This is a genomic window from Allotamlana fucoidanivorans, assembly GCF_045788535.1.
Taxonomy (GTDB): Bacteria; Bacteroidota; Bacteroidia; order Flavobacteriales; family Flavobacteriaceae; genus Allotamlana; species Allotamlana fucoidanivorans.
Genome location: NZ_CP074074.1, coordinates 688922 through 709019 on the forward strand (window position 1 = coordinate 688922; position 20098 = coordinate 709019).

Annotated in this window: 20 protein-coding genes and 1 tRNA gene; 12 read left to right on the top strand and 9 right to left on the bottom strand. The window is 34.5% G+C overall.

Going from position 1 to position 20098, the window contains the following annotated elements:
• Positions 1–103 precede the first annotated feature (103 nt).
• From rpsB to KFZ70_RS03245, 9 genes are all read left to right on the top strand, one after another.
• Positions 104–868 (top strand): 30S ribosomal protein S2, encoded by a 765-nt coding sequence (rpsB, locus tag KFZ70_RS03205; protein ID WP_139697194.1) that lies wholly within the window; start codon positions 104–106, stop codon positions 866–868.
• Between the two features lie 86 nt (positions 869–954).
• The gene (gene tsf / locus KFZ70_RS03210) at positions 955–1929 is read left to right on the top strand and encodes a translation elongation factor Ts (RefSeq protein ID WP_139697192.1); all 975 of its coding nucleotides are present in this window, start codon (positions 955–957) and stop codon (positions 1927–1929) included.
• A gap of 147 nt (positions 1930–2076) precedes the next feature.
• Positions 2077–2784, top strand: a complete 708-nt coding sequence (pyrH, locus tag KFZ70_RS03215) for a UMP kinase (protein ID WP_139697190.1) — start codon at positions 2077–2079, stop codon at positions 2782–2784.
• Positions 2785–2826: 42 nt separating this feature from the next.
• Positions 2827–3384: a ribosome recycling factor gene (frr, locus tag KFZ70_RS03220; RefSeq protein WP_139697188.1), complete on the top strand. Its 558-nt coding sequence runs from the start codon at positions 2827–2829 to the stop codon at positions 3382–3384.
• A 60-nt stretch (positions 3385–3444) separates the two neighbouring features.
• Positions 3445–4716, top strand: coding sequence for a hypothetical protein (locus KFZ70_RS03225; protein WP_199240677.1), 1272 nt, complete (start codon positions 3445–3447; stop codon positions 4714–4716).
• Between the two features lie 47 nt (positions 4717–4763).
• Positions 4764–7154 (top strand): RND family transporter, encoded by a 2391-nt coding sequence (locus tag KFZ70_RS03230; protein WP_139697185.1) that lies wholly within the window; start codon positions 4764–4766, stop codon positions 7152–7154.
• Positions 7155–7296: 142 nt separating this feature from the next.
• On the top strand, positions 7297–8730 hold the full coding sequence (gene asnS / locus KFZ70_RS03235; RefSeq protein WP_139697183.1) for an asparagine--tRNA ligase: 1434 nt from the start codon (positions 7297–7299) through the stop codon (positions 8728–8730).
• A gap of 260 nt (positions 8731–8990) precedes the next feature.
• A complete protein-coding gene (rpoN, locus tag KFZ70_RS03240) occupies positions 8991–10451 on the top strand; it encodes an RNA polymerase factor sigma-54 (protein WP_139697181.1) in 1461 nt (486 codons plus the stop codon).
• A complete protein-coding gene (locus KFZ70_RS03245; protein ID WP_139697180.1) occupies positions 10448–11056 on the top strand; it encodes a hypothetical protein in 609 nt (202 codons plus the stop codon). Before rpoN ends, KFZ70_RS03245 begins: the two co-directional genes overlap by 4 nt.
• Before the next feature lie 423 nt (positions 11057–11479).
• On the opposite strand, the gene KFZ70_RS03250 is transcribed toward KFZ70_RS03245, so the two are convergent.
• From KFZ70_RS03250 to KFZ70_RS03275, 6 genes are all read right to left on the bottom strand, one after another.
• Positions 11480–12178 (bottom strand): porin family protein, encoded by a 699-nt coding sequence (locus tag KFZ70_RS03250; protein WP_139697179.1) that lies wholly within the window; start codon positions 12176–12178, stop codon positions 11480–11482.
• A gap of 117 nt (positions 12179–12295) precedes the next feature.
• Positions 12296–12772: a biopolymer transporter ExbD gene (locus tag KFZ70_RS03255; RefSeq protein ID WP_139697177.1), complete on the bottom strand. Its 477-nt coding sequence runs from the start codon at positions 12770–12772 to the stop codon at positions 12296–12298.
• A 15-nt stretch (positions 12773–12787) separates the two neighbouring features.
• Complete coding sequence (locus KFZ70_RS03260; protein WP_139697175.1) at positions 12788–13375, bottom strand: biopolymer transporter ExbD; 588 nt, start codon at positions 13373–13375, stop codon at positions 12788–12790.
• 8 nt (positions 13376–13383) lie between these two features.
• Positions 13384–13815, bottom strand: a complete 432-nt coding sequence (locus KFZ70_RS03265; RefSeq protein WP_139697174.1) for a hypothetical protein — start codon at positions 13813–13815, stop codon at positions 13384–13386.
• A 22-nt stretch (positions 13816–13837) separates the two neighbouring features.
• Positions 13838–14608, bottom strand: coding sequence for a MotA/TolQ/ExbB proton channel family protein (locus tag KFZ70_RS03270; RefSeq protein WP_139697172.1), 771 nt, complete (start codon positions 14606–14608; stop codon positions 13838–13840).
• A 76-nt stretch (positions 14609–14684) separates the two neighbouring features.
• Positions 14685–14772, bottom strand: a tRNA-Ser gene (locus KFZ70_RS03275).
• Positions 14773–15161: 389 nt separating this feature from the next.
• Here KFZ70_RS03275 and KFZ70_RS03280 point away from each other — a divergent pair.
• Positions 15162–15311, top strand: a complete 150-nt coding sequence (locus KFZ70_RS03280; RefSeq protein ID WP_158293208.1) for a hypothetical protein — start codon at positions 15162–15164, stop codon at positions 15309–15311.
• A 78-nt stretch (positions 15312–15389) separates the two neighbouring features.
• Here KFZ70_RS03280 and KFZ70_RS03285 read toward each other — a convergent pair whose 3' ends face one another.
• Positions 15390–16424 (bottom strand): asparaginase, encoded by a 1035-nt coding sequence (locus KFZ70_RS03285; RefSeq protein ID WP_139697170.1) that lies wholly within the window; start codon positions 16422–16424, stop codon positions 15390–15392.
• Positions 16425–16427: 3 nt separating this feature from the next.
• Positions 16428–17195, bottom strand: coding sequence for a TatD family hydrolase (locus tag KFZ70_RS03290; protein ID WP_139697168.1), 768 nt, complete (start codon positions 17193–17195; stop codon positions 16428–16430).
• An 81-nt stretch (positions 17196–17276) separates the two neighbouring features.
• Here KFZ70_RS03290 and KFZ70_RS03295 point away from each other — a divergent pair, with 81 nt between their 5' ends.
• Entirely contained in the window at positions 17277–17717 is a 441-nt protein-coding gene (locus KFZ70_RS03295) for a TIGR02281 family clan AA aspartic protease (protein ID WP_139697167.1), read from the top strand.
• Positions 17718–17747: 30 nt separating this feature from the next.
• The gene (locus tag KFZ70_RS03300) at positions 17748–18380 is read left to right on the top strand and encodes a response regulator transcription factor (protein ID WP_139697165.1); all 633 of its coding nucleotides are present in this window, start codon (positions 17748–17750) and stop codon (positions 18378–18380) included.
• Positions 18381–18875: 495 nt separating this feature from the next.
• Here the strand turns inward: KFZ70_RS03300 and odhB are convergent, their stop codons facing one another.
• On the bottom strand, positions 18876–20087 hold the full coding sequence (gene odhB, locus KFZ70_RS03305) for a 2-oxoglutarate dehydrogenase complex dihydrolipoyllysine-residue succinyltransferase (protein WP_139697163.1): 1212 nt from the start codon (positions 20085–20087) through the stop codon (positions 18876–18878).
• Positions 20088–20098: the final 11 nt, after the last annotated feature.

Sequence of the window (20098 nt, forward strand, 5' to 3'; positions counted from 1 at the left end):
TATAAATAAGACAGGAATTAGTTTAGCATCTAAATGATTAAGGCGAATTTTTAAAAGGACCACTTAATCATTGCTAATTCAACAGAACGTAAACTATTACAAAATGGCAGTAGAAGTAAAAGAATTACTTGAAGCAGGTGTACACTTTGGGCACTTGACACGTAAGTGGGATCCAAACATGGCGCCTTACGTTTATATGGAGCGTAACGGTATCCATATCATTAATCTATATAAAACAGCGGCTAAAATTGAAGAAGCCGGAGCTGCATTAGCAAAAATTGCCGCTTCAGGACGTAAAATTTTATTCGTTGCAACAAAAAAACAAGCAAAAGATATTGTTGCTGAAAAAGCTGGAGAAATTAATATGCCTTACATCACTGAAAGATGGCCAGGTGGTATGTTAACTAACTTTGTTACTATTAGAAAAGCGGTTAAAAAAATGGCTTCTATTGATAGAATGAAGAAAGACGGCACCTTCAATACATTATCTAAAAAGGAGCGTTTACAAGTAGATCGTTTAAGAGCTAAGTTAGAAAAAAACTTAGGATCTATTAGTGACATGACGCGTTTACCAGGTGCTTTATTTGTTGTAGATATTAAGCGTGAGCATATCGCGATTAAAGAAGCTCAAAAATTAAACATTCCTATTTTTGCAATGGTTGACACCAACTCTGATCCACGTCAGGTTGACTATGTTATCCCTGCAAATGATGATGCTTCAAAATCAATTGATAAGATTTTATCTCATGTAACATCTGCAATTTCCGGAGGTTTAGCTGAGCGTAAAGCTGAAAAAGAAGCAAGTTCCTCTGCAAAAGAAACTACTAAAGCAAAAGCTAAACAAGCCGTTGCTGAAGAAGAAGAATAAAAAACATTAATACAACACAAATAAGTCGTTTAGTTCTTTTCTTTGCAGGAAATAAATTGAACGACTTTTTTTAAATTATAATTACTATGAGTACTACAGTAAAAGTAACAGCTGCAGAAGTTAATAAATTAAGACAAGCAACTGGAGCAGGTATGATGGATTGCAAGAAAGCTTTGGTTGAGGCTGAAGGCGATTTTGATAAAGCTATTGAAGTTTTACGTAAGAAAGGACAAAAAGTAGCAGAAAAAAGAGCTGACAGAGAGTCTTCTGAAGGTGCTGCTGTAGCTAAAATCAATGCAGACCAAACAGCGGGTGTTGCCATAGTTTTAGGCTGCGAAACAGACTTTGTTGGTAAAAATGAAAATTTCTTAGCACTTGCTAATGATTTAGCTGATATCGCTTTAAACCACGATTCAAAAGAAGCCTTTTTAGCGGCCGATTTTGGTGGTATGACTGTTGCTGAAAAATTAGTTGAGCAAACTGGGGTTATTGGCGAAAAACTAGACATTACAGCTTTTGAAAAATTAGAAGCTGCTTATGTGGGGTCTTATGTACACATTAACAAAATTGCTGCTTTAGTTGGTTTAACTGCAAAGGTTGATAATGCTGATGTTTTAGTAAAAGACATAGCTATGCAAGTTGCTTCAATGGGGGCTACATCATTATCATACAAAGATTTTGATCCTGCTTATGTGGCGTCTGAAACTGAAGCAAGAATTGCAGTTATAGAAAAAGACAATATTGAGCTTGGCCGTTTAGGTAAAACACTTAAAAATGTACCTAAATACATCTCAATGGCACAATTAACACCTGAAGTTTTAGCACAAGCTGAAGAAGATGCTAAAGCAGAGTTAGCTGCTGAAGGTAAACCAGAAAAGATTTGGGACCGAATTTTACCAGGTAAAATGGAACGTTTCATTTCTGACAACACGACTTTAGATCAAGAACAATGTCTATTGGATCAAAAATTCATCAAAGATGAAAAGAAAACAGTTGCAGACTATGTTGCTTCTTTTGGAGATGTTGAAATCGTTGGTTTTAAACGTGCTACTGTAGGATAACATGAACCATTTCCGCTTTGGCGGACACATTCATATAAAACCACTATTCCCTTGAATAGTGGTTTTTTTATTCTAAAATTAAGGTTTTATATAAATTCCAAAATAAAAAAAATACGTAATTTTGCGCAACTTCAGTTAAAACAAAACATGAAATATAAAAGAATACTCCTTAAACTATCTGGTGAAGCACTCATGGGAACACGCCAATATGGTATTGATTCTGAACGCTTGGCAGAATACGCGCAAGACATAAAAACGATAATGGACAAAGGTGTTGAAGTAGCCATTGTTATAGGTGGCGGTAACATTTTTAGAGGTGTGGCTGGAGCTAGTAAAGGTATGGACCGTGTACAAGGGGATTATATGGGTATGCTAGCAACGGTTATTAATGGATTGGCTTTACAAGGTGCTTTAGAAGATGCTGGTATGCCAACAAGATTACAAACCGCTATAAAAATAAATGAAGTAGCCGAACCTTTTATTAGAAGAAAAGCCATGCGCCATTTAGAAAAAGGCCGTGTAGTTATTTTTGGTGGCGGTACTGGAAATCCTTATTTTACAACTGATTCTGCCGCTGTATTGCGTGCTATCGAGATTGAAGCCGATGTTATTTTAAAAGGAACCCGTGTTGACGGTATCTACAATGCAGATCCGGAAAAAGACACCAATGCCGTTAAATTTAACACCATAAGTTTTGATGATGTACTACGTAAAGGTCTTAAAGTTATGGACACAACAGCTTTTACCTTAAGTCAAGAAAACAATTTACCTATTATTGTTTTTGACATGAATAAAAAAGGAAATTTACTTAAAGTAGTTTCTGGCGAAAATATAGGTACTGTAGTTAACGTTTAATACTTGGCGCAATTTTTGATTTAATCCCTAAAAATTAAAACAATGAACGAAGACATTCAATTTATATTAGACACCACAAAGGAATCAATGGATAACGCCATTGCTCATCTAAAAAAGGCATTTTTAAATATAAGAGCAGGAAAAGCGAGCCCTGCCATGCTTGGTAGTGTTATGGTTGACTATTATGGTTCACAAACCCCATTATCGCAAGTTGCTAATGTTAACACGCCAGATGGTAGAACCATTTCTGTTCAACCTTGGGAAAAAAGTATGCTACAAGAAATTGAACGTGGCATTGCCTATGCCAACCTAGGGTTTAATCCTATGAATAATGGCGAGGTTATAATCATTAATGTGCCACCATTAACTGAAGAACGAAGAAAAATATTAGCTAAACAAGCAAAAGCTGAAGCAGAAGATGCTAAAATAAGCATTAGAACGGCTAGAAAAGAAGCCATGAATGAGGTTAAGAAAAATGATGATGTTTCAGAAGACCTAAAAAAGAATGCTGAAATTGATATTCAAGCGCTTACCGATAAATTTGTAAAAATTATTGATGATCTTTTTGATACTAAAGAAAAAGAAATCATGACCGTATAATAGAAAAGCGACTATTACCATGTCGCTTTTTTCATAATTCTGCCTATAAACGGTTTTTAAATGCCAAAAAGCTCATTTTTTTTATTAGCTATTTTTTCGACTTTTTTGGCACAATCACAAGAGCCAATTGATGTTACTAATGAGCCTCAGCGAGACTCTATTAACAAAAACTTATTACTTAAAAGTATTGGAAATGGTTATTTCCCTACCAAGTACTTTAATTTTGACCTTAGGTATTTAGTAAAATACAACCATTACGAAGGGATTCGTACTGGACTAGGCGGAGTAACAAACCATACTTTTTCTGAAAAATTCAGATTCAACACCTATGCAGTTTACGGTTTTAGAGACCATAGATTTAAATACAGTTTTGGAGGAGGTATTAGGTTAGCTCAAAAAACTAATACTTGGTTAAATGCAACCTATACAGATGATTTACAAGAAACGGGGAGTACACGGTACATAACAGACTCTAGGGTATTTCAGTTTTTTGAACCTCGTTTGCTAAATATTGATTTGTTTCACAAGCACATAACAACAGCAGTGGCTATAGAACATCAAATAGCACCCCACCTTCTATCAGAAGCCGAATTTGCAGTAAGTAATATTGAGCCTACCTATAGCTACAACTACCTTTTAAATGACACATCGTATCACTCTTTTAATATAACTACGGGTATTGTAGGATTTCAATGGAGTCCGTTTAGTAAATTTGAACCCACTCCTATTGGTATGAGAGAAACAAAATCGGGATTCCCGAAGTTTTCGTTTCAATACACAAAAAGTTTTAAAAATGCCTTTAAAGGTGATTTTGACTTCTCAAAGTTTGATTTTAAGGTTATTGAAAAGATTGGTCAGAACCCCAACCATTACGGGCAAATTACTCTAGTTACTGGTATGGCTATTGGCGATGCCCCACTCACCCATCTGTACCATGCCTACCCCAATAACATTACAAAAGAAAAAATACTACAACGCTTTACCGTGGCCGGCTTAAACAGTTTTGAAACCATGTATTTTAATGAATTCTTTTCTGATAAATTTGCCACCATTCAGTTTAGATATTTTTTACCACCGTTTCAAATTTCTGATAAGTTAAAACCACAGTTGGTTTTAATTTCTAGGTATGCCATAGGAGACATGGACAATCCTGAAAGACATGACAATATAACTTTTAGCTCTTTAAAGCACGGGTTTACCGAATCTGGTTTTGAATTCAACAAATTACTGTTTGGGTTCGGTTTAAGCTTTACATATCGCTATGGTGCTTACCACCTTCCTAACATTAGTGACAATGTTGCGTTTAAATTCACTTTTAACGTCTCATTTTGAGGTATTATGCCTGATTTTTCTACCTTTGCGCTTCTTTAAAATGACGTATGCTTAAACTTTTAACCAAACACTTTTGGGATGTCGTTGCCAGACTAATTCTTCGTAATAAAATTATTATACTTATTGGTATAATCGCCGCTACTGTTCTGCTTAGTCTTAAATGGGAAAATATGCGTTTCACGTATACTGAAGCCAATTTGTTACCAGATGACCATGAGGTAAATCTTATATATAATGATTTTTTAAAAACCTTTGGAGAAGAAGGAAACCTTATTGTTATAGGCGTTAAAGACTCGACTCTTTTTTCTATTGAAAAACTAAACGCTTGGAATCATCTCTCAGATGCTTTTAAAGTTAATGAAGCTGTTGAAACTGTTATCTCTATTCAAGATTTACAAAAACTCATAAAGGACACAAAACATGAACGGTTTAAACTAGAACCCTTTATAAAAGATTCTATAGCTTCAGTAGCTCAAATAGAAAAGTTGCAGAATGAGTTGTTTAAGAAATATCCTTTTTACGACAATTTTTTATTCAACAAAGACACTAAAACTGTAAGGACAGCCATCTATTTAAATAAAGATATTGTAAACACACCAGCGAGAAAAGACTTTATTATAGATGTGCTACTTCCAAATATTGAAGCCTTTCAAGACCAGTATCATCTAGATGTTCGCGTTTCAGGAATGCCTTACATCAGAACACTGAACTCACAAAATATTGTAGATGAAATTGGCCTATTCATTTTTGCTGCCCTTTTAGTCACTTCTATTATATTCTTTTTCTTTTTCCGATCATTTAGAGCCACTTTTATTTCACTCATTGTTGTGTGCATTGGCGTTATGTGGACGCTTGGTATTATTGGTTTCCTCAATTATGAAATTACCGTATTAACCGCACTAATCCCGCCTCTAATTATTGTTATTGGTATACCCAACTGTATTTTTTTAATCAACAAATACCAACATGAAGTAAAGCTTCATGGCAACAAAGTAAAGTCATTGCAACGTGTTATTACGAAAGTAGGCAATGCTACATTAATGACTAATGTTACAACTGCTTCTGGGTTTGCCACATTCATTTTAACCGAAAGCAAACTATTAAAAGAATTTGGAGTTGTTGCCTCGCTAAGTATATTGGCCATCTTTGTACTTTGTTTACTTATTATTCCTATAATTTATACGTTTTTACCTTTCCCAAAAGACCGGCATCTAGAGCATTTAAACAAACGCTGGATTGGAGGATTTGTAAATTGGATGGAACGAATGGTGAAACATAGGAGAATAACCATTTATATTACAGCCGTTATCCTATTAACCGTTAGTATTATTGGTATTTATCAAATAAAAATATCGGGGAGTTTGATTGAAGATATGCCACAAGAATCTGATTTTGTGCATGACATTCGCTTCTTTGAAGATGAATTTAACGGTATTATGCCATTGGAAATAATGGTGGATACCAAACGGAAAAAGGGGGTTATGAAGCTGTCTACACTGAAGCGTATGAATGAACTAGAAGAGTTGATCATTGAAACACCCGAGCTTTCAAAACCTATTTCGGTAGTTGGTTTGGTTAAATATTCAAAGCAAGCTTACTATAATGGCAATCCTAAATACTATCAGCTTCCAACCTCACAAGAGAACAACTTTATATTGTCTTATGCAAAAAACTCCTCTTCTAATGTTGATTTGCTTAAAAACTTTGTAGATAGTACGGGGCAATATGCGCGTATCACCACCTTTATGAAAGATATAGGTACGGACAAAATGGAACGTATTGAAGAAAACCTACAAACCAAGATTGATAAAGTATTCCCAAAAGAAAAATATAATGTTACCATGACGGGTAAGGCTTTGGTTTTTCAAAAAGGAACCAAATACTTGGTTAAAAACCTAGCTATTTCATTATCTCTGGCTATTTTATTAATTGCTCTTTTCATGGCTTATATGTTCAGATCGGCTAGAATGATTATAGTTTCGCTTATCCCTAATTTATTACCTTTATTAATTACCGCTGGATTAATGGGCTATTTAGGGGTGCCCATAAAACCATCAACCATTTTGGTATTTAGTATTGCCTTTGGTATTTCTGTAGATGACACCATTCATTTTCTGGCTAAATACCGGCAAGAATTGCAAGCAAACAAATGGAAAATAAAAGTATCGGTTTACGGAGCACTTAGAGAAACAGGGGTAAGTATGTTTTACACCTCTATTGTATTGTTTTTTGGGTTTTCAGTATTTACCATCTCTAGTTTTGGAGGTACCGTAGCATTGGGGGCACTGGTTTCTGCCACATTACTGTTTGCTATGTTATCTAATTTATTACTATTACCTTCATTATTATTATCACTTGAACGTAACATTGCGAACAAACAGGTACTTAGAGAACCCTCTATTAATATTATACCTGACGATGATGATGAGGAGGAATAAGAACAAAGTTAATCACTTTAGAAATCATTACAGATTAAAACATTATTATGACTTTTAAACGAAATTTTTTATTGATTTTTCATTTTAATATTTCAAATTTAAAAGCTGAAACCTTTATATTTACATTTTAAAACTAGTATTTATGCAATTAAGAACTGTTTCGGAGTTACTGTCGCAAGAAATTGTTATACCTGATGTTGAAATAAAAGGATGGGTAAGAACCTTTAGAGCTAACAGATTTATTGCGCTAAACGATGGATCAACACTTAATAATATACAATGCGTTGTTGATTTTGAACAATTTGATGAAGCCCTTTTAAAACGCATTACCACAGGTGCGGCCATTCATGTAAAAGGAGAACTTGTTGAAAGCCAAGGAAAGGGACAACAGGTAGAGATTCAAGTAAAAGAATTAGACGTATTAGGAGATTCTAACCCAGACACCTACCCTATTCAGCCTAAAAAACATTCCTTTGAGTTTTTACGAGAACATGCACACTTACGCACAAGAACCAATACATTTAGCGCCGTAATGCGTTTGCGTTCCGCATTGTCATTTGCTATTCATAAATACTTTAATGAAAACGGGTTTTATTACATGCATGCCCCTATTATAACGGGAAGTGATGCTGAAGGTGCTGGCGAAATGTTTAAGGTAACAACATTGGATGCTGAAAATCCGCCGAAAGATGAAAATGGCAACGTAGATTATTCAAAAGATTTTTTTGGAAAAGAAACAAACCTAACGGTTTCTGGGCAGTTAGAGGCAGAAACCTATGCTATGTCACTGGGTAAAGTATACACCTTTGGCCCCACATTTAGAGCAGAAAACTCAAATACGTCAAGGCATTTGGCTGAATTTTGGATGATTGAACCAGAAGTAGCCTTTATGGATTTGGCTGGCAATATGGATTTGGCTGAAGACTTTATGAAATATGTTATTAAATACATATTAGTTAACAACCGCGAAGATTTAGAGTTTTTAGATAAGCGCTTACAAGATGAAGACAAGAAAAAACCTCAAGCTGAGCGCAGCCCAATGTCTTTAATTGAAAAGCTAAACTTTGTTACTGACAACCATTTTAAAAGAGTAAGCTATACTGAAGCTATTGATATTCTACGAAATTCAAAACCTAACAAGAAAAAGAAATTCAAGTACATTATAGATGAATGGGGTACCGATTTACAAAGTGAGCATGAGCGTTATTTGGTAGAAAAACACTTTAAATGTCCTGTTATTTTGTTTGATTATCCTGCCAACATTAAGGCCTTTTATATGCGTTTAAATGATGATGGCAAAACGGTTCGCGCCATGGATATTCTATTCCCAGGGATTGGTGAAATAGTTGGAGGTGCCCAACGTGAAGAACGTTTAGATGTTTTAAAAGAAAAAATGGCCGCAATAAACATTCCAGAAGAAGAACTTTGGTGGTACTTAGATTTAAGAAAATTTGGTACTGCAGTACATTCTGGCTTTGGCCTAGGTTTTGAACGTTTAGTAATGTTTGCAACGGGTATGAGCAATATTAGAGATGTTATTCCTTTTCCAAGAACACCTCAAAACGCTGAATTCTAACTTGATTTTTGCATAACACCTATTCTAAGTAAAAACGTATAGTAATCCTTTAAGATCCATGGGCAAAACTGATCTGTCTATATAAAACAATATAATTTGTACCCCCAAAGGAGAGTAGCTCCCAGCAAGCATCTACAAATAACTGCTTAACGATTATAAAAGCTTGGTATTAGAATCCATTTGAACTCATAAAAGCCTTCAAAGTTGGGTAGGTAATTAATCTAATTATATTATTTTTGATATCAAGTAACCTTTTAGGCATGCTAAAACAACAATTACAATTTAAATTATCGCAAAAACTATCGCCGCAGCAAATTCAGTTAATGAAATTGATTCAGTTGCCCACGCAGGCTTTTGAACAGCGCTTAAAACAAGAGCTAGAAGAAAACCCAGCACTTGAAGGTGGTAAAGAAGATAGTCTGAATGATATAGATAACGAATTTGATAATTCATCTGATGACTTTAATGATACCGAATCTATCAATGCCGAAGACATTAATGTTGATGAATATTTAAGTGATGATGAAATCCCAGATTATAGAACTCAAGCCAACAATTATAGTAGTGATGATGAGGAAAAAAGCATCCCATATGCGGCAGGCACATCGTTTACACAACACCTAACAAATCAATTAAACACCTATAGATTATCAGATGAAGAACGTGATATTGCTGAGTTTTTAGTCGGTAGTGTTGATGAAAGCGGTTATATACGAAGAGATTTGAGTGACATCATGGATGATTTGGCGTTCACTCAAAATGTATATACCACTGAAGACAAAATAAAGGACGTGCTTCACATTGTACATCAATTAGATCCAGCTGGTGTAGGAGCAAGAAATTTACAAGAATGCCTGAGTATTCAATTACATAGAAAACAAAAAACGGCCGCAACAGATTTAGCAATTAATATTATTGATTATGCTTTTGAGCAATTCACCAAAAAGCACTACAAAAAATTACTCCAAAAGTTTGACATTTCCGAAGATCAATTGAAAGAAGCAATTTCAGAAATTGAACATTTAAACCCAAAACCAGGAGGCTCATACGCTGGAAATAATAAAATTGTTGAACACGTTGTTCCCGATTTTGCCATTAGGATAGTGGATGGTGAATTAGAATTAACCCTAAATGGTAGAAATGCTCCAGAACTGCATGTTTCCAGAGAATATAGCAACATGTTGAAAGGGTATAAAGATGCCAAAGATAAATCTAAATCGCAAAAAGACGCTGTCATTTTCATCAAGCAAAAATTAGATGCTGCCAAATGGTTTATAGAAGCTATTAAACAACGTCAGCAAACGTTGTTTGTGACCATGAGCGCCATTATGCATTATCAGAAAGATTATTTTCTATCAGGTGATGAGCGCAGCTTAAAACCAATGATTTTAAAAGATATTGCTGATGAAATTAATATGGACGTATCTACCGTATCTAGAGTAGCCAATAGCAAGTATGTTGATACACCTTATGGTACCAAGCTCATCAAAGAGTTCTTTTCAGAATCTATGAAAAATGATCAAGGAGAAGATGTATCAACGAAAGAAATTAAAAAAATATTAGAAACCGTTATAGAGGAAGAAGACAAAAAAAAGCCATTAACCGATGAAACCTTGGCCGCTATTCTAAAAGAAAAGGGCTATCCTATTGCAAGACGAACAGTGGCCAAATATAGGGAGCAACTAGATATTCCAGTGGCACGTCTAAGAAAAAAAATATGACAGATAAGTTCCTTAAAAGCCTTTCCTTTATTTTTCATCCGTTGTTTATGCCATTGTTGGGGGTTATTTTTTATTTCTCAAAAACCCCTAGATTTGTTGCCCCTGATGTGGTAAAAGCAAAATTAATCTCACTATTCATATTAACAATTTTATTACCTATTCTACTCTATTTCTTTTTAAAGGTATTAGGAAAAGTAAAGTCATTCTATTTAACAACAACTAAAGAGCGTGTGTATCCGTTATTGCTTAACTGCATCATTAATCTTATTATCATTCAACGTATCTTACCGCCTACAGAATCTATAGAGCTCTACTTTTTTTTCTTAGGTATTCTTATTTCTAGTATGACCTGTTTAATGCTAGCTATTATGAAGTTTAAGGCCAGTATTCATTTAATTGGAATATCTGGTTTAACCATGTTTTTTATTGCCTTAAGTGTTCACTTTAGTATAAATATAGTAGGCACATTGTCTGTCATGACCCTAGTTCTTGGTGCTGTTGCCACTTCAAGATTACATGTAAAAGCACATGTTGCCGTAGAACTAGTGGTGGGCTTTTTTATCGGGGTATTGCCACAACTTATTTTAATACCCTATTGGTTGTAGCAGTTAGAGTATATGCCGCCAAGGTTTCAAAAAAACGCAGTTAATTTACCTTGAGTATTTAGCACAGTTCTCACCTCAACCTCAATCCCTTATTCAAACTGTCCTTTAAACCTATACACCCAATACGATTGGTCTTTCTTTATCATTTCTACCGAATGAAAGTTTAACCTCTGCTTTATTTCAAGATATGCCTTTTCTGAACAGTATCATTTAAGCCTTCCACCATCTGAGGTGTCGCCTCCAATTGTATTAACTGATACTAACCTTCTTCTCTTTGCAATTTTAAAATAGCATCTGCCGATGCTAGGTCATCTGCTCGTGATATAGGTTCTTTTGATGTCTTATTTTAGCATCCCCATATTATGCAAAGAAATATACCCAAACAAAAATTAGTTATAACGGGTATTTTCGTAAAATAAAGGTTTAAAGGATATAAAACATCAAACCAATTTTTAGCGTACTCATTTCAATACGTGCTCCATCTATTTTAGCCTGCTCAGAAAATATAGGATTAAGCGCATAATACACATGAATATTCCACGTATTATATCCTGCACTTACCATAAGTCCGTATTGAAAATTATCAAAATGTGGGTTATTACTGTATTTAAAGCTTCCTAAGTCACCTATATACTTTGTAGTATGCGTTAACAAATATCCCACCTTAAATCCAGCATAAATTCGCCAAAATTCAAAATCAGTCGGGGTAGATGTTCGCCATCTGAATTCAAAAGGGACTTCAATTAAATGCGTAGATATTTTATTTTTTGAAAAGCTACTTCCTTCTGGAATAATATTATACAAGAAAACACCGTTAGCATCCTTTGAAATAAGAATGTTATGATTATACGAATTTGTTGAATAGCCCAAACCTATGGCTATAGCCTTATTTCTGGCTTTATTAACAGGCATATCCTTTAGATAACCGAGGTTAAAACCAAGAGAAAAGCCACGTTGCCGCAGTCCAACAGGGGTATTGGTAAGCAAATTATAAGTCATTGTTGCGTAAAAATGATCCTCTTTGTATAGTGAATCGACAACACCAGACTTAGGCAGCTTCTCTTGCGCAAAAATAGTTAGCGAAATAAAGACGACAAAGAAAACCGAAAAACAATATTTCATTTCCAATATAAAATTTCAATATGAAATACTAAGATAGTATTAGCGTATACATATATACAAACAAAAAAGGTGTTTTGATAACAAAACACCTTTTTCTTATAAAATTAAGAGTAAAAACTAATCTCTTCCAAAAACACTACCTTTTTTTGTAGTGTAATTTATTTTTAGAGCGTTTACTTTACGTAGCTCTTGTTTTATATCTCCAATTAAGCCCATATTAGCATCTTTATCAACCTTTAGAGCAGTGGTTAAGAAAGGTACTAACTCCTCTCTTTTTGAAGCCCTTTCAGCTGCTATAAATGCTGCAATTTCACTGACACTTGCAAAATCATCATTAAGCTGAATTCTGGCTTCAGTACCAAACTGCTTATAGTTTGCACTAGGCTTACCTGCGTAGATATACATTACCAAATCTTTCTTATCAAGTTTTTCAACTTGATCAGCGAATGGTAAGTTATTTTCAATTTTTAAGGTGTTTTGTCTCATTACAGTAGCTACCATAAAGAAGAATAACAACATAAATACAATATCCGGTAAGGAAGCCGTAGATATTGCAGGCAAATCACCTTTCTTTTTCTTATTAAATTTAGCCATGTTCTAAATATTAAATTATTGTACTTCTGAAAGCTTTTGAGGATAATCAACTTTAATTTGATCTATCTGCTTCTTCAATTTATCTTTATTCCCAGGCCAATTAACATCTTTATAGTTAGCTTCCATTTCAGTGAATGACATACCATATAACTGTTCCGCCCTGGCATCTCTTAAATGATTATATGCGGCCACAAGCTCATTTTGTACTGCTATATATGTTTTGTATGTTGTTTCACGTTCATTCTTTAAGGAAATGATTGCTTTATCTGGATTATCAGAAGAACTAGGGTCTTTAGGCCCTTTACAATAGTCACATGAACCATCTCCTCCATTGTCTAAGAATTCAATTGCTGCTTTTCTTAGATCCTTCAATTCCATTAATTCGTCCTCAACGAGCAATTGATCTTTACCATTTAATAATACAGTAAAAATATTTTTTTGCTTAATGATAACATCTTGATCAGACTCTTCCATTGGGGGAAGTTTTCTGTTAATACCAGAATCTGTCTCAATAGTAGTTGTTACTAAGAAGAAAATTAATAAAAGGAAAGCAATGTCGGCCATGGAGCCTGCGTTTACTTCTGGTGCTGCTCTTTTCGCCATAGTTTTTGTTATTTATTAAATAATTTCTTTGCTCCGCCGTATAACATAGAGGCAATTGCTAAAAAAGCAAGAACATAAAATGTATATAAACCAGCTCCCACGTACTTTGAAGTAGACTCAGTAATATCTACTCCTTTTTGAGTAAATGGTGTTAAATCTAAATCGGTTCCTGAAGACATAGCATAAGACACTACAACAACGGCTAAAAAGGCTCCAACAGTGACTAAGGTCTTTTTAATATTACCTGCAAATAATCCTTTAATTACAAACAAGACTACTAGTAATAATACAATACCCAGTACAACATAGGCAATGTAGAGCATATTTCCGCTCATATCGTTAGCAGTCGACTCATCACCTGCCATAATCATTAGTGCAAAAATGGCACCAATAATAGCAAGTGCGAACGCTACTATTTTTAATATTTTATGTAAACCCATAATATCTTTTAAATTTTAATTATTACTTCTTGTTTCTAATTAATAGATCCATTAACGTAATAGAAGCATCTTCCATACTGTTAACAATGCTATCAATTTTAGCAATAATATAATTGTAAAAAATTTGAAGGATAATAGCTACTACTAAACCAAATACCGTTGTTAAAAGAGCTACTTTAATACCTCCTGCAACAAGTGATGGTTGCATATCACCAGCCGCTTCAATTTTATCAAATGCTTGAATCATACCAATTACCGTACCCATGAAACCAAGCATTGGTGCTAAGGCAATAAATAAAGATATCCAAGATACATTCTTTTCTAATTGTCCCATTTGTACACCTCCATAAGCTACAACCGCTTTTTCAGCAGCATCAAGACCTTCATCAGTTCTATCTAACCCTTGGTAGTAGATAGATGCGATAGGTCCTTTTGTATTTCTACAAACTTCTTTTGCAGCTTCTACTCCACCTGATGCTAAAGCATCTTCAACATCTTGCGTTAATTTTTTTGTATTTGTAGTAGAAAGATTCAAAAAGATAATTCTTTCAATAGCAATTGCCAATCCTAAAATTAAACATAACAATACAATCCCCATAAACCCAGGTCCTCCTTCTATAAACCTCTTTTTTAATTCTTGGTGAAATCCAAGCTCTTGCGCTGGCGCAGCATCGTCCTCTTGCGCTACGGTTACGGTTGTTACAGCTGTAGTTGTGTTTGCAATTGTAGTTGCATTAGCAGTTCCAAATACCATCATTCCTGTAATGGCTAGGATAGAAAATAATCTTTTCATTGTTCTCGATCTTAATTTTATTAGTTAAAGCGTTAAAGATATAAAAAAAAAGCAATTAAATAACAAAAAATAACAGCAGAGAGGAAGGGATTCGAACCCTCGATACCCTTTTGAGGTATACACACTTTCCAGGCGTGCGCCTTCGACCACTCGGCCACCTCTCTGTATTTTTGTTTACATTAAATTACTGGGGGCTGAAATAACAAAAAAAACTGCTAACCTTCAAATTTTAAGAGTTAATTTTACATCAATATAGCGCCAAATATGGCTTTAATGGTGGTTTTAAACAGGTTATATAACATAAAACTTTACTATGATTTTAAAATTAGTTTTATTGGTGAACTTAAAAAAAGGAGATTGACAGCAACATCCCAGGCATTTTGTTTACTTTTAAGTTGCTTTTTAACACGCTTTGATGCTTTCATACGTTAATCCAACCTTCGTCTTACACTAAGTCACCCCTCACTAGAAAGAATTCACTAAGAGTAAAGCTTTTAAACACTAATCATTATTTTATTTAAACATACCTCTGCTTCATCACAAATAGCATACGATGAAGTCACAAGCAAAAAATATCTCTGGAGGTTCTTATGGCTGTGTAGGTGCAAATTGGTCCTTTGCAGGAGGAAGAACTATTGAAAGAAGACTTAACTTGAACAATATGGGAAGCATAGGGGCCGTATGGAAAAACAAGATTATTTAGAATTTAGACACCCAAATCCTTAGGTGCTTCTTTTGGTGTTTAAGCCAAATGGTACTGATAGAATTAAAATACTTTTAACTAAGCACCCAATTCACCACGTAAGGACGTCTCATAAATCGTCTTAAATTCAGAATCAGACATGTTCTGCCCAAGCATGTACATTAATTTAGCTACGGCAGCTTCAGTAGTCATATCTTTCCCTGAAATGACGCCAATACGCTCTAACGCCTCACTTGTTTCATAATGTCCCATCATAACACTTCCTCCTAAACATTGTGTGATATTAATAAGGTATATCCCTGCCTTAATATATTCCTTTAAGGTATTTAAAAACCAATCTTCATTAGGGCAATTTCCTGCGCCATAAGTTTCAAGAATTACCGCCTTTAAATTAGGTGTTGCTAGCACATTTTTTAAAAAAACCTCTGTTATCCCTGGAAATAATTTAACAATAGCAATATTATTGTTTAAACGTTTGTTTACCTTGAGTGTGTTTTTGTGATTTAATTTACAGATATATTCACGATTGATTTTTAAATGCACGCCCGACTCTGCTAACTCAGGATAATTGAATGAGGCAAAGGCTTGAAAATTTTCAGCGTTTAATTTCGTGGTTCTATTGGCTCTGTACAGCTTATATTCAAAATACAAACAAACTTCTTTGATTACCGATTCGCCATTTTCCTGTAATGAGGCTACTTGAATGGAGGTAATTAAATTTTCTTTAGCATCGGTTCTTAAGTCGCCAATAGGCAGCTGAGACCCAGTAAAAATGACTGGCTTTGTTAGATCCTCTAACATAAAACTTAAAGCAGAGGCCGTATAACTCATAGTATCACTACCATGAAGCACAACAAAACCATCAAACTCTAAATAATGTGTTTCAATTATTTCCGCTATTTTAACCCATAATTCTGGGTTCATATTACTAGAATCTATAGGCTCTTCAAAAGAAACCGTATCAATCTTGCAATCTAGTAATTGTAACTCTGGAATTTTATCCAGTAATGTTTTAAAATCAAATGTTTTTAAAGCTCCAGACTGAAAATCTTTAATCATACCAATGGTTCCACCAGTATAAAGGAGTAATATATTAGGTTTGACTTTACGCATAGGCTAGATTTTAAATACCTCTTTTGAATTTTGAGTGGTGATACGTGCAATTTCTTCAACAGGCTTACTATAAATTTCAGAAAGCTTTTCTAACACCTTTATAATATAAGCACTCTCGTTTCTTTTTCCTCTAAATGGTACTGGTGATAAATAAGGTGCATCGGTTTCTAAAACGACATGTTTTAAGTCTATCTGACTTAAAAACCGATCAATTTTCCCGTTCTTAAACGTGGCGACCCCACCAATACCTAATTTCATATTATAAGATAGGGCTTGGTGTGCTTGCTCTAAAGTCCCTGTAAAGCAATGAAAAATGCCAAATAAACTAGCATCTTTTTCTTCTTCTAAAACCTCAAAAATCGCATCAAACGCTTCCCTACAATGAATTACAATAGGTAGTTTATACTTTTTTGCCAGTTGTATTTGGTATTTAAACGCTTTTTTTTGAATCTCTAAAGTAGAGGCGTCCCAATATAAATCAATCCCAATTTCACCCAACGCATAGAACTTTCTTTGAGACAACATAGAAGCCACATGTTCTAGCTCCTCTCTATAATTTTCGTTTACGTGTGTAGGATGCAAGCCCATCATTAAAAAAATATGATTTGGAAAATCTTTTTCTAATTGTAACATGGCATCTGTGTAGGTTGCATCAATAGCTGGTATAAAAAATCTGGAAACTCCAGCATCAATCGCCCGTTCAATCATTTCTTGTCTATCCTCTTCAAATGCTTCGCTATATAAATGGGTATGTGTATCAGTAATAATCAAGTATATCCTGCTTTAATTAAACTTAATTTTTTTGTAAAAATAATCGTTTTTACATGATTATATTTGTTTAAAATAAATAAGATGGAAACGCTTCAAGAATTTCTTCTGGAAAAAGGTTATGCTAAAGTAAAATTACATTTAACCAAAACAAACCACTTTGAAATTAAAGCTAGCATAAATGGCAAACGAGGTTTGTTTATATTAGATACTGGTGCTTCGAGTTCTTGTGTAGGGTTTGAAGGTATAGAACGATTTAAGCTAAAGGCTGAAGATTCTATTATTAAAGCAGCTGGCGCTGGCGCCATAAATATGGACACCAAAATGGCTAAAAAAAATAAAATTAAAATTGGCAAATGGAGCAACAACAAAATTCTTCTTGTCCTCTTTAATCTTACACATGTAAACACTGCTCTTATTAACCATAACTCCAAACCCGTTGATGGTATTATTGGAGCCGATATCTTGAAAAAAGCCAAAGCCATCATTGATTATCAGAAGAAATACTTATATTTAAAGTTATAATTAGGTTAATTAATAGCGTTTTTACCTCCTATGATTACATCTCTAGTGATTGCAGATGACCACCCCTTATTGTTGCGGGGATTAACAGATTTTTTAACTTCTAGAGGCTTTAATGTGGTGGGCAGTGCAGAAGACGGAAAAAAGGCATACAATCTTATTGTAAAGCTCAAACCAGATATTGCCATCCTTGATATACGAATGCCTTATAAAACCGGACTAGAAATAGCAGAAGCTTGCATGAAGCACGACTTACCTACTAAAATTATACTCATCACGTTTGACAAGGAAGAAGATTTATATGATAAAGCAAAAGCCTTTAATGTCTATGGTTATATACTAAAAGAGTTTGCTATTGAAGAAATTGAAACCTGTATAACACATGTTGTTGAAGGCAAACCTTATTTTAGTGAAGAAATTGCTTCATATCTAAACTCAAGTGATACAATAAAAACACCCGAAGACCTCAATCTACTCACTAAAAGCGAATTAAAGATTGCCCAATTAATTTCCCATAATAAAACCAGCCAAGAAATTGCTAACGAGCTATCAATCTCAATACGAACTGTAGAAAAACACCGGAGCAATATGGTTCATAAATTAGGGCTAGACAATAAACCTACATCGTTACTTATTTGGGCAAATACAAACAAAAACTTCCTTTAAAATACGTACTAGTGCGTATTTTATATATCAGAATAACGCATTAATTTTACAGAGCTATTAATTAGTTCTTAGGGAGAATTATAGAAGGCTCTAGATTATGATAATCTAGGGCTTTCTTGCTTTTAAAAGCTTAGAAATCATAAAAATACGTAGTAATGCGTATTTTATTTCTGCTTAGTCTTCTTTATCTTTGAGATGCTATTAATTAAATTCTTTTGAGAGAGAATTTATATCTACTCTGCATCGTAAAGGTGCAGAGTATTTAACCTTCAAAACTATTGCAAAGCAACATGCGAAATCATTCAACCATGAAAACAGACCATATCCTTACAAAGTGCTGCATCGTTGGGTTAGTATTCTTAGTTGTAGCTATTGTGTTTGTAAATATTTTTATGATTATCTATTAGTTAAAAAATCAAGAATTCCCGAATCCGAAAAAAAGGGGGTGTTATTTTCATAACACCCCCTTTTTTACATATAACATTTTTTAAAAGCTTATAATTCTAAAGCTTTTTTAATATCATTATTCATAAGAATTTCCACAGGATTCTCAAGCGCTTCTTTAACCGCCACTAAGAAACCTACACTCTCTTTTCCATCAATAATTCTATGATCATAAGAAAGGGCCACATACATAATAGGGCGTATTTCAACCTTACCATCAACCGCAACGGGGCGCTCTACAATATTATGCATGCCTAAAATACCACTTTGAGGCGGATTAATAATAGGAGTAGACAACATACTACCAAAAACACCTCCATTGGTAATAGTAAACGTACCTCCTGTCATTTCATCAACCGTAATTTGTCCGTCACGCGCACGTAACGCCAAACGCTTTACTTCAGATTCTACACCTCTAAAACTTAGGTTTTCAGCATTTCTAATTACAGGAACCATAAGTCCTTTTGGTCCAGAAACTGCAATACTTATATCACAAAAATCATAAGAAAGCATTTCTTTTCCGTCAATCATAGAATTAACAGCAGGATACATTTTTAATGCTCTTACCACCGCCAATGTAAAGAAACTCATAAATCCTAAACCTACACCATGTTTATCTTTAAACGTTTCTTTATACTCTGAACGTAAAGCAAAAATAGGTGACATATCCACCTCGTTAAAAGTAGTTAACATCGCCGTAGTATTCTTAGCTTCTACTAAACGCTCTGCTACTTTACGTCTTAACATTGACATTTTACTCCTAGAAGTACCTCGACTTCCTCCTGTTGGTGTCCCCATAGAAGGCACCGCCTTAACCGCATCTTCCTTAGTGACTCTGCCATCTTTGCCTGTGCCTTTTACAGCACTAGCCTCCATACCTTTTTCAGCTAAAATCTTTTTAGCAGCTGGACTGGCACTTCCTGTTGCATATGTTTTTTCTTCTGAAGTTGACGCTTTTGCTGCTTCAACTTTAGGCATTTCTTCCTTTTTTTCTTTCTTAGGAGCGTCTCCTCCTTCAGGTTTTGCAGCACTGGTATCAATTAAACACACTACCGCACCAACGGCAACCGCATCACCTTCTTCAGCCTTAAGTGTAATGGTTCCACTAACTTCTGCTGGTAATTCTAATGTTGCCTTATCACTATCAACTTCAGCAATGGCCTGATCTTTTTCAACATAATCACCATCTTCAACCAACCATGTTGCTATTTCAACTTCTGTTATTGATTCTCCCGGAGAAGGGACTTTCATTTCTAAAATCATTCGTTATAATT

Excerpts from the sequence above, each read along its gene's own strand:
- frr (WP_139697188.1), top strand. The coding sequence starts at position 2,827 with ATGAACGAAGACATTCAATTTATATTAGACACCACAAAGGAATCAATG.
- KFZ70_RS03245 (WP_139697180.1), top strand. The coding sequence starts at position 10,448 with ATGACAGATAAGTTCCTTAAAAGCCTTTCCTTTATTTTTCATCCGTTG.
- KFZ70_RS03280 (WP_158293208.1), top strand. The coding sequence starts at position 15,162 with ATGAAGTCACAAGCAAAAAATATCTCTGGAGGTTCTTATGGCTGTGTA.
- KFZ70_RS03250 (WP_139697179.1), bottom strand. The coding sequence starts at position 12,178 with ATGAAATATTGTTTTTCGGTTTTCTTTGTCGTCTTTATTTCGCTAACT.
- KFZ70_RS03230 (WP_139697185.1), top strand. The coding sequence starts at position 4,764 with ATGCTTAAACTTTTAACCAAACACTTTTGGGATGTCGTTGCCAGACTA.
- KFZ70_RS03285 (WP_139697170.1), bottom strand. The coding sequence starts at position 16,424 with ATGCGTAAAGTCAAACCTAATATATTACTCCTTTATACTGGTGGAACC.
- KFZ70_RS03300 (WP_139697165.1), top strand. The coding sequence starts at position 17,748 with ATGATTACATCTCTAGTGATTGCAGATGACCACCCCTTATTGTTGCGG.
- KFZ70_RS03295 (WP_139697167.1), top strand. The coding sequence starts at position 17,277 with ATGGAAACGCTTCAAGAATTTCTTCTGGAAAAAGGTTATGCTAAAGTA.
- rpsB (WP_139697194.1), top strand. The coding sequence starts at position 104 with ATGGCAGTAGAAGTAAAAGAATTACTTGAAGCAGGTGTACACTTTGGG.
- KFZ70_RS03225 (WP_199240677.1), top strand. The coding sequence starts at position 3,445 with ATGCCAAAAAGCTCATTTTTTTTATTAGCTATTTTTTCGACTTTTTTG.
- pyrH (WP_139697190.1), top strand. The coding sequence starts at position 2,077 with ATGAAATATAAAAGAATACTCCTTAAACTATCTGGTGAAGCACTCATG.
- KFZ70_RS03270 (WP_139697172.1), bottom strand. The coding sequence starts at position 14,608 with ATGAAAAGATTATTTTCTATCCTAGCCATTACAGGAATGATGGTATTT.
- asnS (WP_139697183.1), top strand. The coding sequence starts at position 7,297 with ATGCAATTAAGAACTGTTTCGGAGTTACTGTCGCAAGAAATTGTTATA.
- tsf (WP_139697192.1), top strand. The coding sequence starts at position 955 with ATGAGTACTACAGTAAAAGTAACAGCTGCAGAAGTTAATAAATTAAGA.
- KFZ70_RS03265 (WP_139697174.1), bottom strand. The coding sequence starts at position 13,815 with ATGGGTTTACATAAAATATTAAAAATAGTAGCGTTCGCACTTGCTATT.
- KFZ70_RS03255 (WP_139697177.1), bottom strand. The coding sequence starts at position 12,772 with ATGGCTAAATTTAATAAGAAAAAGAAAGGTGATTTGCCTGCAATATCT.
- odhB (WP_139697163.1), bottom strand. The coding sequence starts at position 20,087 with ATGATTTTAGAAATGAAAGTCCCTTCTCCGGGAGAATCAATAACAGAA.
- rpoN (WP_139697181.1), top strand. The coding sequence starts at position 8,991 with ATGCTAAAACAACAATTACAATTTAAATTATCGCAAAAACTATCGCCG.
- KFZ70_RS03260 (WP_139697175.1), bottom strand. The coding sequence starts at position 13,375 with ATGGCGAAAAGAGCAGCACCAGAAGTAAACGCAGGCTCCATGGCCGAC.